We start from the raw sequence: 14133 nt of genomic DNA, 5'->3' as shown, positions 1-14133 counted from the left end.
GGGGGGGGGGGGGGGGGGGGGGGGGGGGGGGGGGTGTGCGGCCCCTCGGGGTGTTTCTTCCCTGGGGGGACGACAGCCTCTTCTTTTCTTCCCCCCCCCCCCCCCCCCCCGGGGGGGGGGGGGGGGGGGGGGCGCCCCGGGCCACCAGCGATGGTCTCGGTGAGACTCCCAACCCTCCCCCCAACCCCCTCCCGCTTGCGGGAGGGGGAGCTTAGTTCACCCACCTTCCCCTTACGAAAACGGAAATCCCCGCGATTGCCATCCCCCACGCCACTCGGGCATAAGCTCGGGCAAAGACGTAAGGAGAGGTCATGGCATCGACGATGGTCGGACTGGAACGCCGCCGCGCGGCCGCGCGGGCCGGTGGTGGCGAGAAGCGCGTCGCGGCGCAGCACGCCAAGGGCAAGCTGACCGCGCGCGAGCGGCTCGACGTACTGCTGGACGAGGGGAGCTTCGAGGAGCTCGACATGTTCGTCGAGCATAACTGCACGGACTTCGGCATGACCGAACAGGTCATCCCCGGCGACGGCGTGGTGACGGGTTCGGGCACGATCAACGGGCGGCTGGTGTTCGTCTTCAGCCAGGACTTCACCGTCTTCGGCGGCTCGCTGTCCGAACGCCATGCGCAGAAGATCTGCAAGATCATGGATATGGCGATGAAGGTCGGCGCGCCGGTCATCGGCCTGAACGACAGCGGCGGCGCGCGCATCCAGGAGGGCGTGGCCAGCCTCGGCGGCTATGCCGAGGTGTTCCAGCGCAATGTGCTGGCCAGCGGCGTGGTGCCGCAACTCAGCCTCATCATGGGGCCATGCGCGGGCGGTGCGGTGTATAGCCCTGCGATGACCGACTTCATCTTCATGGTGAAGGACTCGAGCTACATGTTCGTCACCGGCCCCGATGTGGTGAAGACGGTGACCAACGAGGTCGTCACCCAGGAGGCGTTGGGCGGCGCAGTCACGCATACGACGAAAACCGGCGTAGCCGACGTCGCGTTCGAGGACGATATCGAGGCGCTGCTGGCAGCGCGCGACTTCATCGACTTCCTGCCCGCCAACAACCGCGAAGGCGTACCCGAGCGGCCGACCGCCGACGCCTGGGACCGCATCGAGGAAAGCCTCGACACGCTGATCCCGGCCAGCGCCAACCAGCCCTATGACATGCACGAGCTGCTATCGAAGGTCGTCGACGAGGGCGATTTCTTCGAGGTGCAGCCCGCCCACGGCGCCAACATCATCACCGGCTTCGGCCGGATCGAGGGGCGTACGGTCGGCTTCGTCGCCAACCAGCCGATGGTGCTGGCGGGCGTGCTCGACATCAACGCCAGCCGCAAGGCGGCGCGCTTCGTGCGCTTCTGCGACGCGTTCGAGATCCCGATCGTGACCTTTGTCGACGTGCCTGGCTTCCTGCCCGGCACCGCCCAAGAGCATAACGGCATCATCAAGCATGGCGCCAAACTGCTCTTCGCCTATGCCGAGGCGACGGTCCCCAAGATTACGGTCATCACGCGCAAGGCCTATGGTGGCGCGTACGACGTGATGGCGTCCAAGCATTTGCGCGGCGACCTCAACTATGCCTGGCCGACCGCCGAGATCGCGGTGATGGGCGCAAAAGGCGCGGTCGAGATCATCTTCCGCGGCAAGACGCCCGAGGAGATCGCCGAGCGGACGGCGGAATATGAGGCACGCTTCGCCAACCCGTTCGTGGCGGCCAGCAAGGGTTTCGTCGATGAGGTCATCCAGCCGCATTCGACCCGCCGTCGCATCGCGCTGGGCCTGCGCAAGCTGCGCAACAAGGACCTGGCAAACCCGTGGAAGAAGCATGACAATCTGCCGCTCTGAGAGGGGCGCAAGCGGGGAAGCCCTCCCCCATCCCCTCCCGCCAGCGGGAGGGGAGAAGCTCTGGGCGAGAGCTGCCCCCAAACACGCCCCTCCCGCAAGCGGGAGGGGATGGGGGAGGGCCGGCGCTCTCGTCACGCAAACCGATCGGAGCCACGCATGACTCTCGGCCGCCTCAACCATATCGGCATCGCCTCCCCTTCGATTGAAAAGACGGTCGAAACCTATCGCCACATCCTGGGTGCCGACGCGATCGGCGAACCCTTCGACCTGCCCCCGCAGGGCGTGCGGGTATGCTTCATCGACGCGCCCAACACCCAGATCGAGTTGATCCAGCCGCTCGACGAAACCTCCCCCATCGCCAACTTCCTCAAGAAGAACCCGGCGGGCGGACAGCATCATCTCTGTTTCGAGGTCGCCGACATGGCCGCCGCCGTCGCCGAACTGCAAGCCCAGGGTGCCACGCTGCTGGGCCAGCCGCGCATCGGCGCGCATGGCACGCCCGTCGTCTTCCTCCACCCGCGCGACATGGGCGGGGTGCTGGTCGAGCTGATGGAAGCACCGGGGGAAGGCCATTGAGCGAGCCCATGCTGCTGGCCGAGCGTCGGGGCGGCGTTCTGGTGCTGACGCTCAACCGCCCCGACCGCCTCAATGCCGTGCCGCCCGAACTGTTCGACCGGATCGGCGAGGCGCTGGCGGCGCGCGGCGATGCACGGGCCGTCCTGCTGACGGGGGCCGGCAAGGCCTTCTGCTCGGGGGCGGACATTTCGAGCGGCGAGATCGGCCCGGAGATGGTGCACCGCGCGCTGGTCGATCACTTCAACCCGCTGTTCCTGACGCTGGCCGACCTGCCGATCCCCGTGATCAGCGCGGTGCGCGGGGCGGCGGCGGGGATCGGGTGCAGCCTGGCGCTGGCGGCCGATTTCTGCGTGGCGAGCGAGGCTGCCTATTTCCTCCACGCCTTCGTCAATATCGGCATGGTGCCCGATGGCGGGGCGAGCTGGCTGCTGCCGCGCCTGATCGGTCGCGCGCGGGCGGCCGAGATGATGATGCTGGGCGAGCGGATCGGTGCGGCCAGGGCGCTCGACTGGGGCATGATCCATAAGGTCGTCGCCGACGACAGGCTCGATGCGGAAGCCTTTGCCTTGGCCGAGCGACTGGCGGCCGGGCCGAGCGTCGCACTGGGGCTGATGCGCCGCGCGCTCCATGCCGGATTCGACAGCGACTATGCGAACGCGCTGGCCCGCGAAGCCGAGGATCAGCGCAGCGCGCGTGCCACTCAAGACGGCAAGGAAGGCGGCCGGGCCTTTTTCGAAAAGCGCCCGCCGCGTTTCCTGGGGCGGTAGGATACCGCCCCTTGCGCGCGCACGATGATTTCGCTCTAGTGAAACAAAATAAGAGTGGATGAGGAGTGGCCGATGGTCGAACGCCCTGAGCTATCCGATTGGGAAGCCCTTGCCGCGCGCGAGGTGAAGGGTCGCGACCTGTCATGGCGGACGCCGGAGGGGATCACGGTCAAGCCGCTCTACACCGCCGAGGATGTGCGCGAGGACCCCGGCCTACCGGGCTTCGCGCCGTTCACGCGCGGCGTGCGGGCCAGCATGTATGCGGGGCGTCCCTGGACGATCCGGCAATATGCGGGCTTCTCGACCGCCGAGGAGTCGAACGCCTTTTACCGGCGCAATCTGGCGGCGGGGCAGAAGGGGTTGTCGGTCGCCTTCGATCTGGCGACGCACCGGGGTTATGACAGCGACCACCCCCGCGTGACGGGCGATGTCGGCAAGGCGGGCGTCGCGATCGACACGGTCGAGGATATGAAGATCCTGTTCGACGGCATTCCGCTCGATGCCCTGTCGGTTTCGATGACGATGAACGGCGCGGTGATCCCGGTGCTGGCCTTCTTCATCGTGGCCGCCGAGGAACAGGGCGTTCACCGCTCCAAGCTGGAAGGGACCATCCAGAACGACATCCTCAAGGAGTTCATGGTCCGCAACACCTATATCTATCCGCCCGAGCCGAGCATGCGGATCATCTCGGACATCTTTGCCTATACTTCGGCCGAGATGCCCAAGTTCAACAGCATCTCGATCTCGGGCTATCATATGCAGGAGGCCGGGGCCACGCAGCTCCAGGAACTGGCCTTCACCATCGCCGACGGCATGGAATATGTGAAATACGGTGTCGCCTCCGGCCTCGACATCGACAAATTCGCTGGCCGCCTGTCCTTCTTCTTTGCGATCGGCATGAACTTCTTCATGGAGGTCGCCAAGCTGCGTGCCGCGCGCGTGCTGTGGCACCGGGCGATGACGCAACTGGGGGCGAAGGACGAGCGCTCCAAGATGCTGCGGACGCACTGCCAGACCTCGGGCGTGTCGCTGACCGAGCAGGACCCGTATAACAACGTCATCCGCACCACCATCGAGGCGATGGCGGCGATGCTGGGGGGCACGCAGAGCCTTCACACCAATGCGCTGGACGAAGCGATCGCGCTGCCCACCGACTTCTCCGCCCGGATCGCACGCAACACGCAGATCGTGCTGCAGGAAGAGACGGGGATGACGAAGGTCGTCGATCCGCTGGGCGGCAGTTACTATGTCGAGAGCCTGACCCAGAGCCTGGTCGATGGTGCGTGGGCGCTGATCGAGCGGATCGAGGCCGAAGGCGGCATGGCCAAGGCGGTCGCTTCGGGCTGGCCCAAGGCGATGATCGAGGAGGCAAGCGCGGCGCGTGCGGCCAAGGTCGATCGCGGCGAGGACGTCATCGTCGGGGTGAACACATACCGGCTGGCCGACGAGGCACCGGTCGAGATCCTCGACATCGACAATCACGCGGTGCGCGCAGGCCAGGTGGCGCGGATCGCAGCGGTGAAGGCCGCGCGCGACGAAGCGGCGGCCCAAGCGGCCCTCGATGTCCTGCGCCAAGCCGCCCAAAATCCTCCCCTGCAAGGGGAGGTGGCATCGCGCAGCGATGACGGAGGGGTGTCGACGCTCGAGAGGGGGGACACCCCTCCGTCAGCGGCTGACGCCGCTGCCACCTCCCCCGCCGGGGGAGGAATGGGGTCGAACCTCTTGGCGCTCGCCGTGGAGGCGGCGCGGGCGCGGGCGACCCTGGGCGAGATTTCCGCCGCGCTGGAGGATGCGTTCGGCCGCTATGGCACGCAGCCGACCCCGGTGTCGGGCATCTATGGCGGCGCCTATGGCGAGGACGAACGCTGGGCCCGCCTGCTGCGCGGCGTCGAGGCGGTGGAGCGTCGCCTCGGCCGCAAGCCGCGCCTGTTCGTCGCCAAGATGGGCCAGGACGGGCATGACCGGGGTGCGAACCTCGTCTCCTCGATGTTCGGCGATCTGGGGTTCGAGGTGGTGCCCGGCGCGCTGTTCCAGACGCCGGAGGAAGCCGCGCAAGTGGCGCTGGCCCGCGATGTCGACGTCGTCGGCGCGTCCAGCCTGGCCGCCGGGCACAAGACGCTGATCCCCGAACTCATCGGCCACCTTCGCGACGCAGGCCGCGCCGATATCAAGGTCATCGCGGGTGGCGTTATTCCCGCGCAGGACTATCAGGCGCTCTACGATGCCGGGGTTCAGGCGATATTCGGCCCCGGCACCAATCTTGTGAAGGCGGCCGAGGATGTGCTGAGGCTGCTGGGCCATAACATGCCGCCCGAGACGGGCGAATGACAGGACATGACGGAATGACGACGACCACCGCGCTTCGCCCCGAGGCGGCCTTGTGCACCGACTGGACCCGCGCCGAGATCGCCGCGCTGTTCGACCTGCCCTTCCCCGAGCTGCTCTTCCGTGCAGCCGAAGTGCACCGCGCGCATCATGCGGCGGACGAGGTGCAGCTGTGCACGCTCTGTTCGATCAAGACCGGCGGCTGCCCCGAGGATTGCGGTTACTGCTCGCAAAGCGCCTCGGCGGAGAGCGACGTGAAGGCCGAAAAGCTGATGGACGTGCAGGCGGTGCTGGCGGCGGCGGCCGAGGCCAAGGCGGCGGGCTCGCAGCGTTTCTGCATGGGCGCGGCGTGGCGCAGCCCCAAGGAGCGCGACATGGACAAGGTCGTCGCCATGGTCGAGGGCGTGAAGGCCATGGGGCTGGAGACCTGCATGACGCTGGGGATGCTCGACGCGCCCCAGGCGCAACGGCTGGCCGCAGCGGGGCTCGACTATTACAACCATAACATCGACACCTCGCCCGAGAACTACGCCAACGTCATCACGACGCGCTGCTTCGAGGACCGGCTGGAGACGCTGTCCAACGTACGCGAGGCGGGCATCTCGGTGTGCTGCGGCGGCATCGTCGGCATGGGCGAGACGCGCGGCGACCGGGTCGGTTTCGTCCATGCGCTGGCCACCCTGCCGCGCCATCCCGAAAGCGTGCCGGTCAATGCGCTGGTCCCGGTCAAGGGCACGGTGCTGGGCGACATGCTCGCCGACACGCCGCTGGCGCGGATCGATGACATCGAGTTCGTCCGCACCGTCGCGGTTGCGCGCATCACCATGCCGATGAGCATGGTCCGCCTGTCGGCGGGGCGCGAGAGCATGTCGGCGGCGACCCAGGCTTTGTGCTTCATGGCGGGGGCGAACTCGATCTTCACCGGCGACAAGCTGCTGACCGCGGGCAATGCGGGCGACGATGCCGATGCCGCGCTGTTCGCCAGGCTGGGCCTGAAGCCGATGGAAGGCGCCGAACCGATGCGGGTCGCGGCGGAGTGACATTTCCACCGCCCTGTTCCCCGGCGAAGGCCGGGGCCCAGTTGCGGTGAAGGATCGATGGCGCGCCACCGACCATGAAGACACTGGACCCCGGCCTTCGCCGGGGAACAGGCGACACGGACCAACGACATAAAAGGAGAGGTATCCCCGTGTTCCAGAAAATCCTGATCGCCAATCGCGGGGAAATCGCGTGCCGGGTGATCCGCACGGCGCGCCGCCTGGGCATCGCCACCGTCGCCGTCTATTCCGACGCCGATGCCGGTGCGCCGCATGTCCGGCTGGCTGACGAATCGGTACGCCTCGGCCCCGCACCCGCCGCCGAGAGCTATCTCAAGGCCGAGCTGATCCTCGCCGCTGCCAAGGCGACCGGCGCGGATGCCATCCATCCCGGCTATGGTTTCCTGTCCGAGCGCGAGAGCTTCGCCCGAGCCTGTGCCGAGGCGGGCGTCGTGTTCATCGGCCCGCCGCCGAACGCCATCGCCGCGATGGGCGACAAGATCGAATCGAAGAAGCTCGCCAAGGCCGCGGGCGTCAATGTCGTCCCCGGCTATCTGGGCGAGATCGCCGACACCGAGGAGGCGGTGCGCATCGCCTCCGACATCGGTTTCCCCGTGATGATGAAGGCCAGCGCCGGTGGCGGCGGCAAGGGCATGCGCCTGGCCTGGTCCGAGGCGGATGTCCGCGAAGGCTTCGAGGCGACCAAGCGCGAAGGCCTGGCCAGCTTCGGCGACGACCGCGTCTTTATCGAGAAGTTCATCGAGAGCCCCCGCCATATCGAGATCCAGGTGCTGGGCGACCAACATGGCAATATCGTCTATCTCGGCGAGCGCGAATGCTCGGTCCAGCGCCGCCACCAGAAGGTGGTCGAGGAAGCCCCGTCGCCCTTCGTCACGCCCGAGATGCGCCGCGCCATGGGTGAGCAGGCGGTCGCCCTGGCGCGGGCGGTCGGCTATTATTCGGCGGGCACCGTCGAGCTGATCGTGTCGGGTGCGGATACGAGCGGCAAGAGCTTCTACTTCCTCGAGATGAACACCCGGCTCCAGGTCGAGCATCCCGTCACCGAAGAAATCACCGGGCTCGATCTGGTCGAGCAGATGATCCGCGTTGCGGCGGGAGAGCCGCTGGCGTTCGGCCAGGACGATGTGACGCTGACCGGCTGGGCGATCGAGAACCGCGTCTATGCCGAGGACCCCTATCGCGGCTTCCTGCCCTCGACCGGGCGGCTGGTCCGTTACAACCCGCCCGCCGAGCAGGCCGATGACGACGTGCGCGTGCGCGTCGACGACGGCGTGGCCGAGGGCGGCGAGGTCAGCATGTTCTACGACCCGATGATCGCCAAGCTGGTCACCTGGGCACCCACCCGCGAAGCCGCGATCGACGCCCAGATCGCCGCGCTCGACGCGTTCGAGATCGTCGGGCCGGGGACCAATATCGACTTCGTCTCCGCGCTGATGCAGCATCCGCGCTTCCGCTCGGGCGCGCTGTCCACCGGCTTCATCGCCGAGGAATATCCTGACGGCTTCCAGGGCGCGCCCGCGTCGGCCGACCTGACCCGGACGCTGGCCGCCGTCGCCGCCTTCGCCGCCACCGCCGAGGCCGACCGCGCCCGCCGCATCGACGGGCAACTCGGTCACCGGCTGCAACCGCCCGCCGACTGGACGGTGCGGATCGGGGGAGCGGACCACGCGGTCAACGTCTCGACCGACGGGATCAGCGTCGACGGCGCCGAGCTCGACCTCGCCATCGCCTACACCCCCGGCGACCGGATGATCGCGGTCGAGGACGAGGACGGCGAGACGCTCCACGTCCGCATCGCCAAGACCCGCACCGGCTTCAAGCTGACCACGCGCGGGGCCAGCCACACGGTCCGCGTCCTCCCCGCCCGCGCCGCGCCCTATGCCCAGCACCTCATCGAAAAGGTCCCACCCGACCTGTCGAAATTCCTCATCGCCCCCATGCCGGGCCTGCTCGTCCGCCTCGACGTCGCCGAGGGTAATAGCGTCGAAGCAGGTCAGCCGCTGGCGGTGGTCGAGGCGATGAAAATGGAGAACATCCTCCGCGCCGCCAAGTCCGGCACCGTCAAGACCATCTCCGCCAAAACCGGCGACAGCCTGGCGGTGGATGCGGTGATTCTGGAGCTGGAGTAAGCCGACACACCCTCACCCTTCCGGCGCTTTGCGCCTCCCTCCCTCTCCCGGCGGGAGAGGGAGGGGGCCGCCCGTGATAGCGGGTGGGAAGGGTGAGGGCGGATTATTCGGCCGGTCGCTGGACAAGCGCCAAGATGCGCTCCGCCTCCGTCAGATGCAGGCGTTCGACCATTTGCCCGTCCAGCCGGATCGCGCCCAGCGCCGCTTGCTCGGGATCGGCGAAGGCCTCCACCACCCTCCGCGCCCAGGCGATCTCGGCCGCGTCCGGGCCGAAGCCCGCATTCGCCGCGGCAATCTGGTTGGGATGGATCAGCGTCTTGCCGTCGAAGCCCAGACGCCGCCCTTCGGCACATTCCGCGGCCAGCCGATCGGGTGCGTCGAGGGCGTTGCATACGCCGTCCAGCGCAATCAGCCCGGCGCTTCGGGCGGCAACGACGATCTGGACGCGCAAGGGCAGCAACGCCTCGGGCGCGGGCGGAGAGGGCAGGCGCATCTCCTTCGCCAGATCGTTTGTCCCCGCGATCAGGGCGGCCAGCCCCAACTCCTTCGCTGCCTGCGCGATCGCGCCCAGCGACAGGATTCCGCGACACGTCTCGATCATCGCCCAGAGCGGCACGTCCGGCCCCAGCGCCGCCCGTGCGGCGGCCAGCGTCGCGACATCGTCGACCTTGGGGATCAGCACCGCCGCCGGACACGCCTCTGCCAGCGCGGCAAGATCGTCGGCCGCATGGGGGCTGTCGAACCCGTTCGTCCGCACGACCAACACCCGCTCGCCAAAGCCCCCCTCGCGCACCGCCGCCACCGCCGCGTCGCGCGCCACGGCCTTGGCGTCGGGCGCGACCGCGTCCTCGAGGTCGAGGATCACCGCATCGCTGTCGAGCCTACGCGCCTTTGCGATGGCGCGGGGGTTGGAGGCGGGGAGGAACAGGGCGCTGCGCAGGGTCATCGCGGGAGCATAGCGGCGTCATGCCTCTGGTAAAATGGTGCGGTCGCGCCATAATCGAAACTTCGAAGGGGGGATGATATGACCGCGACGCTGTTGCTGCTGGGGCTGACGATCACGCTTTACGTCTGGCCGGATCTGCCGGTCAGCCGCTGGCTGGCGGCCATGCTGATCGACACCCCGGCGCGGCTGCTCGGCCGGGTCCGTCCGGGACATTGGGCGATGATGGCGCTGGGGGTCGCGCTGCTCGGCCTCGCCATCTGGTTCGAGATCGACGAGATTCGCATGCTGGCTGCGGCGGCCGCGCCGATGGGCGATCTGGTCATGCTCGCCTCGGCGATCGAATGGGGCGGGGTGGCCGAACTGGTCATGGCGGCGGTGCTGTCCTCCTCGATGCTGGCGCGCTGGCCTGTTTTCGGCCGCTGGGCCGGGCGGATGTCCGCGAGCCGGACCGCTCGCCCGCGCCGGGTGGAGCGGCCCGCCAATGACAGCGACGATAGCGAGGGGCAAAGACTCGCCGCCTGATCCCTTTGCGGGGGCGGAACGAAAGCAGGAGGCCGCCGTTCACCCGCTGAATGATCCGCGATCCGCGCCTCGCCAAAATTGCCGCGCGTTTTGCGTGCCTTGGGTCGTGCGTCGTCCTTTCCGCCTGCGAGCCGGGCATCCTGGACCCCGCCGGGCCGATCGCGGCGGGCGAGCGCAGCATCTTCTTCAATTCGCTGGCGGTGATGCTGGCCATCGTGGTGCCGGTCATCATCCTGGCCTTCGCCTTCGGCTGGTGGTTCCGCGCAGGTAACACCCGCGCCAAGCATCTGCCCGAATGGGCTTATTCGGGGCGACTGGAGCTGCTGGTCTGGTCGATCCCCGCGCTCGCCATCATGTTTTTGGGCGGCATCGCCTGGATCGGCAGTCATGACCTCGATCCGCCCAAGCCCATCGCGTCCAAGGCCAGGACGATGACCGTCGAGGTCGTCGCGACCGACTGGAAATGGCTGTTCCTCTATCCCGAACAGGGGATTGCGACGATCAACCGGCTGGTCGTGCCGGTCGGCACGCCGGTCAAGTTCCGCATCACCTCGGCAGGCGTGATGAACAGCTTCTTTGTGCCGCAGCTGGGCAGCCAGATCTACGCCATGTCGGGCATGGACTCGACGCTCCACCTGCGCGCGGACAAGGCTGGGCGCTATCGCGGGCTGTCGGCGCATTATAGCGGGGAGGGCTTTGCCGATATGGACTTCTTCGTCGATGCGGTGCCGCAAGCGAGCTTCGATCGCTTCGTCGCGACCGCGCAGGGAGGACAGGGCAAGACGCTCGACTGGAACGAGTTCGTCGCGATGGCGCATCCCAGCCGCAATGTCCGCCCCGCCAGCTATCCCAGGCTCCAGTCCGGCCTCTACGACCAGATCGTCATGAAGAACGGCGCACCCGAGGGTGAGAAGGCCAAGGACGGGCGCGAGCAATGAGTTTCACGGGCAAGCTCGGCTGGGACTCGATCCCGTTCCACGAACCGCTGCCCCTGGTGTCGGCGGGCGTCATCGGTCTGGTCCTGCTGGGCGTCTTCATCTGGGTGTGGCGGCGCGGGCATCTGCCCTATATCTGGAGCGAATGGATCACGAGCGTCGACCATAAGCGGATCGGCGTCATGTATTGTCTGCTCGCGGGCGTCATGCTGCTGCGCGGCTTTTCGGATGCGCTGCTGATGCGGTCGCAACAGGCGATCGCCTATGGCAATGAAGGCTATCTGCCGCCCGACCATTACGACCAGATCTTCTCGGCGCATGGCACGATCATGATCTTCTTCGTGGCGATGCCGTTCATGATCGGGCTGATGAACTTCGTCGTGCCGTTGCAACTCGGCGTGCGCGACGTGGCGTTTCCGACGCTCAACTCAGTCAGCTTCTGGCTGACCGCCAGCGGCGCGCTGCTCATCAATATGAGCCTGGTCATCGGCGAGTTCGCCAAGACCGGCTGGCTGGTCTATCCGCCGCTGTCGGAGTTGCGCTTCTCGCCCGGCGTCGGCGTCGATTATTATCTCTGGGCGCTCCAGATATCGGGGATGGGGACGCTGCTGTCGGGCGTGAACCTGGTCACCACCATATTGAAGATGCGTGCGCCCGGCATGGGTTACAGCCGGATGCCGATGTTCACCTGGACCTCGCTGGCTTCCAACCTGCTGATCGTCGCGGCCTTTCCGGTGCTGACCGCCGTGCTCGGCATGCTGATCCTCGACCGCTATCTCGGCTTCCACTTCTTCACGCCCGAAGCGGGCGGCAACCAGATGATGTTCGTCAACCTCATCTGGGCCTGGGGCCACCCGGAAGTCTACATCCTCATCCTGCCCGCCTTCGGCGTGTTTTCCGAGATCATCTCGACCTTCTCGTCCAAGCCGCTGTTCGGATACCGCTCGATGGTCATCGCGACCATGGTGATCTGCATCCTGTCCTTCATGGTCTGGCTGCACCATTTCTTCACCATGGGGGCGGGGGCCGATGTGAACGGTTTCTTCGGCATCACGACGATGATCATCGCCGTGCCGACCGGGGTGAAGGTCTTCAACTGGCTGTTCACCATGTATGGCGGGCGCATCCGCTATACGTCGATGATGCTGTGGTCGATCGGGTTCATCGTGACCTTCGTGATCGGCGGCATGACCGGCGTGATGCTGGCGGTGCCCCCGGCCGATTTCGTGCTGCACAACTCGCTGTTCCTGGTCGCGCATTTCCATAACGTCATCATCGGCGGCGTGCTGTTCGGGGCCTTTGCGGGGTTCACCTTCTGGTTTCCCAAGATGTTCGGCTTCACGCTGGACGAGACCTGGGGCAAGCGCGCCTTCTGGCTGTGGATCAGTGGCTTCTACGTCGCCTTCATGCCGCTCTATGTCCTCGGCCTGATGGGCATGACGCGGCGGATGCAGCATTATGACGTGCCGGGCTGGCATCCCTGGCTGCTGGTCGCGGGCGTCGGCGCGCTGCTGATCGCCGCCGGCATCGCGTGCCAGGTCATGATGCTCTACGTCTCGATCAAGACGCGGGCCGACCGGATCGACGAGAGCGGCGACCCCTGGGACGGGCGAACGCTGGAATGGATCACCACCTCTCCGCCGCCCGCCTTCAACTTCGCGGTGCTGCCGGATGTGAAGGGCGAGGAAGCCTATTGGGGCATCAAGGCGAAGGCGCGCGAGAACCGCGCCTTGTCCGATCGCCCCGATTACGAACCGATCGAGATGCCGCGCAATTCGCCGACCGGGATCGTCGCGGCCTTCTTTGCCACGGCCATGGGCTTTGCGCTGATCTGGCATATCTGGTGGCTGGTCGTGCTGGGCTTCTTCGGCGCCTGGGGGACATTCATCGTCTTCGCATGGCGGGACAAGGCCGAGTATGAAATCCCGGTCGAGGAGGTCGAACGGCTGGACCAGGCCCGTCGCCGCAGCAAGGCGACGCTGCTCGACCTGCCCGAAGAGGCGCTGTCATGAGCGGGGCGGCGCGGACGCATGATCCCAACAAGCTAGGTCGTTCGGCCGAGCCGAACCCGGACGGTCCCGCGCCCAAGCGGGTCGTGGTGTCCTATGGCTTCTGGATCTTCCTGCTATCGGACTTCATCCTGTTCGCCTGTTTCTTCGCCGGATATGCGGTGCTGAAGGATGCGACGGCGGGCGGTCCTTCGGGCAAGGACCTGTTCGAGCTGAAGCTGGTCGAGACGGAGACGGTGCTGCTGCTCCTGTCCAGCTTCGCCTGCGGGCTGGCGGGGATTGCCACGCTGGCGCGCGACATGCGCTGGTTCCAGATCGCAATGGCGGCGACCGGACTACTCGGTGCGGGTTTTCTGGCGCTGGAGACCTATGAGTTCCTCCATCTGATCGGCGAGGGGGCGGGGCCGGGGCGCAGTGCGTTCCTGTCGGCCTTTTTCGCGCTGGTGGGGTGCCATGGGCTGCACGTCCTGCTGGGGATGCTCTGGCTGACGACGATGATGGCGCAGGCCTGGGCCAAGGGGTTTCGCGAGGATATCCTGCGCCGCATCCTGTGCTTCAGCCTGTTCTGGCACGCGCTCGACATCATCTGGGTGGCGCTGTTCACCATGGTTTACCTGATGGGAGTGCGCGGATGAGCGAGCGGCCCGATGAGGAAATGGCCCGCGACGAAACCGCGCCGGGCGTGGAGAGCGAGAAGGACTCGGTCGTCGGCGGCATCCGCAGCTATGCGATCGGGCTGGTCGCCGCCGCGATCCTGACGGCGGCGTCCTTTGCGCTGGTGCAGTTCGATATCGTCTGGGGCCCCGCCGTCCCCGCCGCGCTGGTCGCGCTGGCGATCGGGCAGATGGGGGTGCATCTGGTGTTCTTCCTCCACATCACGACCGGGCCGGACAACAGCAACAATGTGCTGGCGCTGCTGTTCGGCATCCTGATCGTGGCGCTGGTGCTGCTGGGCTCGATCTGGATCATGGGGCATCTGAACCACAATCTGATGGGACCGATGGCGACGCCGTGAGCAAGGGTTAAGC

General features: G+C 67.0%; 12 protein-coding genes. 11 read left to right on the top strand and 1 reads right to left on the bottom strand.

Translation table 11 applies throughout. The annotated features are described in order from the left end of the window. Positions 1 to 311: 311 nt before the first annotated feature. From GGQ89_RS06790 to GGQ89_RS06765, 6 genes are all read left to right on the top strand, one after another. A complete protein-coding gene (locus GGQ89_RS06790; protein WP_184105082.1) occupies positions 312 to 1838 on the top strand; it encodes an acyl-CoA carboxylase subunit beta in 1527 nt (508 codons plus the stop codon). A gap of 156 nt (positions 1839 to 1994) precedes the next feature. After that, positions 1995 to 2414 (top strand): methylmalonyl-CoA epimerase, encoded by a 420-nt coding sequence (mce, locus tag GGQ89_RS06785; protein ID WP_184105080.1) that lies wholly within the window; start codon positions 1995 to 1997, stop codon positions 2412 to 2414. Positions 2415 to 2422: 8 nt separating this feature from the next. Then, positions 2423 to 3181, top strand: a complete 759-nt coding sequence (locus tag GGQ89_RS06780) for an enoyl-CoA hydratase/isomerase family protein (RefSeq protein WP_184105133.1) — start codon at positions 2423 to 2425, stop codon at positions 3179 to 3181. Between the two features lie 72 nt (positions 3182 to 3253). Next, a complete protein-coding gene (gene scpA / locus GGQ89_RS06775; protein WP_184105078.1) occupies positions 3254 to 5509 on the top strand; it encodes a methylmalonyl-CoA mutase in 2256 nt (751 codons plus the stop codon). A 14-nt stretch (positions 5510 to 5523) separates the two neighbouring features. Beyond that, on the top strand, positions 5524 to 6546 hold the full coding sequence (gene bioB, locus GGQ89_RS06770) for a biotin synthase BioB (protein ID WP_184105076.1): 1023 nt from the start codon (positions 5524 to 5526) through the stop codon (positions 6544 to 6546). 149 nt (positions 6547 to 6695) lie between these two features. Beyond that, positions 6696 to 8693, top strand: a complete 1998-nt coding sequence (locus tag GGQ89_RS06765; RefSeq protein ID WP_184105074.1) for an acetyl-CoA carboxylase biotin carboxylase subunit — start codon at positions 6696 to 6698, stop codon at positions 8691 to 8693. Between the two features lie 103 nt (positions 8694 to 8796). Here the strand turns inward: GGQ89_RS06765 and GGQ89_RS06760 are convergent, their stop codons facing one another. Continuing rightward, positions 8797 to 9639 (bottom strand): HpcH/HpaI aldolase/citrate lyase family protein, encoded by an 843-nt coding sequence (locus GGQ89_RS06760; protein WP_184105072.1) that lies wholly within the window; start codon positions 9637 to 9639, stop codon positions 8797 to 8799. A gap of 78 nt (positions 9640 to 9717) precedes the next feature. Here GGQ89_RS06760 and GGQ89_RS06755 point away from each other — a divergent pair, with 78 nt between their 5' ends. From GGQ89_RS06755 to cyoD, 5 genes are read left to right on the top strand one after another with little or no spacing between them, the layout of a single operon-like run. After that, the gene (locus GGQ89_RS06755) at positions 9718 to 10161 is read left to right on the top strand and encodes a hypothetical protein (RefSeq protein ID WP_184105070.1); all 444 of its coding nucleotides are present in this window, start codon (positions 9718 to 9720) and stop codon (positions 10159 to 10161) included. Between the two features lie 50 nt (positions 10162 to 10211). Next, entirely contained in the window at positions 10212 to 11099 is an 888-nt protein-coding gene (gene cyoA, locus GGQ89_RS06750) for a ubiquinol oxidase subunit II (RefSeq protein ID WP_184105068.1), read from the top strand. Further along, positions 11096 to 13108, top strand: a complete 2013-nt coding sequence (cyoB, locus tag GGQ89_RS06745; RefSeq protein ID WP_184105065.1) for a cytochrome o ubiquinol oxidase subunit I — start codon at positions 11096 to 11098, stop codon at positions 13106 to 13108. Before cyoA ends, cyoB begins: the two co-directional genes overlap by 4 nt. After that, positions 13105 to 13740 (top strand): cytochrome (ubi)quinol oxidase subunit III, encoded by a 636-nt coding sequence (locus GGQ89_RS06740; RefSeq protein ID WP_184105063.1) that lies wholly within the window; start codon positions 13105 to 13107, stop codon positions 13738 to 13740. Before cyoB ends, GGQ89_RS06740 begins: the two co-directional genes overlap by 4 nt. Then, positions 13737 to 14120 (top strand): cytochrome o ubiquinol oxidase subunit IV, encoded by a 384-nt coding sequence (cyoD, locus tag GGQ89_RS06735; RefSeq protein ID WP_056436502.1) that lies wholly within the window; start codon positions 13737 to 13739, stop codon positions 14118 to 14120. The genes GGQ89_RS06740 and cyoD overlap by 4 nt, the downstream gene beginning before the upstream one ends. The last annotated feature ends 13 nt before the right edge of the window (positions 14121 to 14133 follow it).

Source organism: Sphingomonas yabuuchiae (assembly GCF_014199595.1).
In the GTDB taxonomy this organism is placed as follows: domain Bacteria; phylum Pseudomonadota; class Alphaproteobacteria; order Sphingomonadales; family Sphingomonadaceae; genus Sphingomonas; species Sphingomonas yabuuchiae.
Note: the sequence above shows the minus strand (reverse complement) of the source record. Positions and strands in the feature narration are given on the sequence as shown.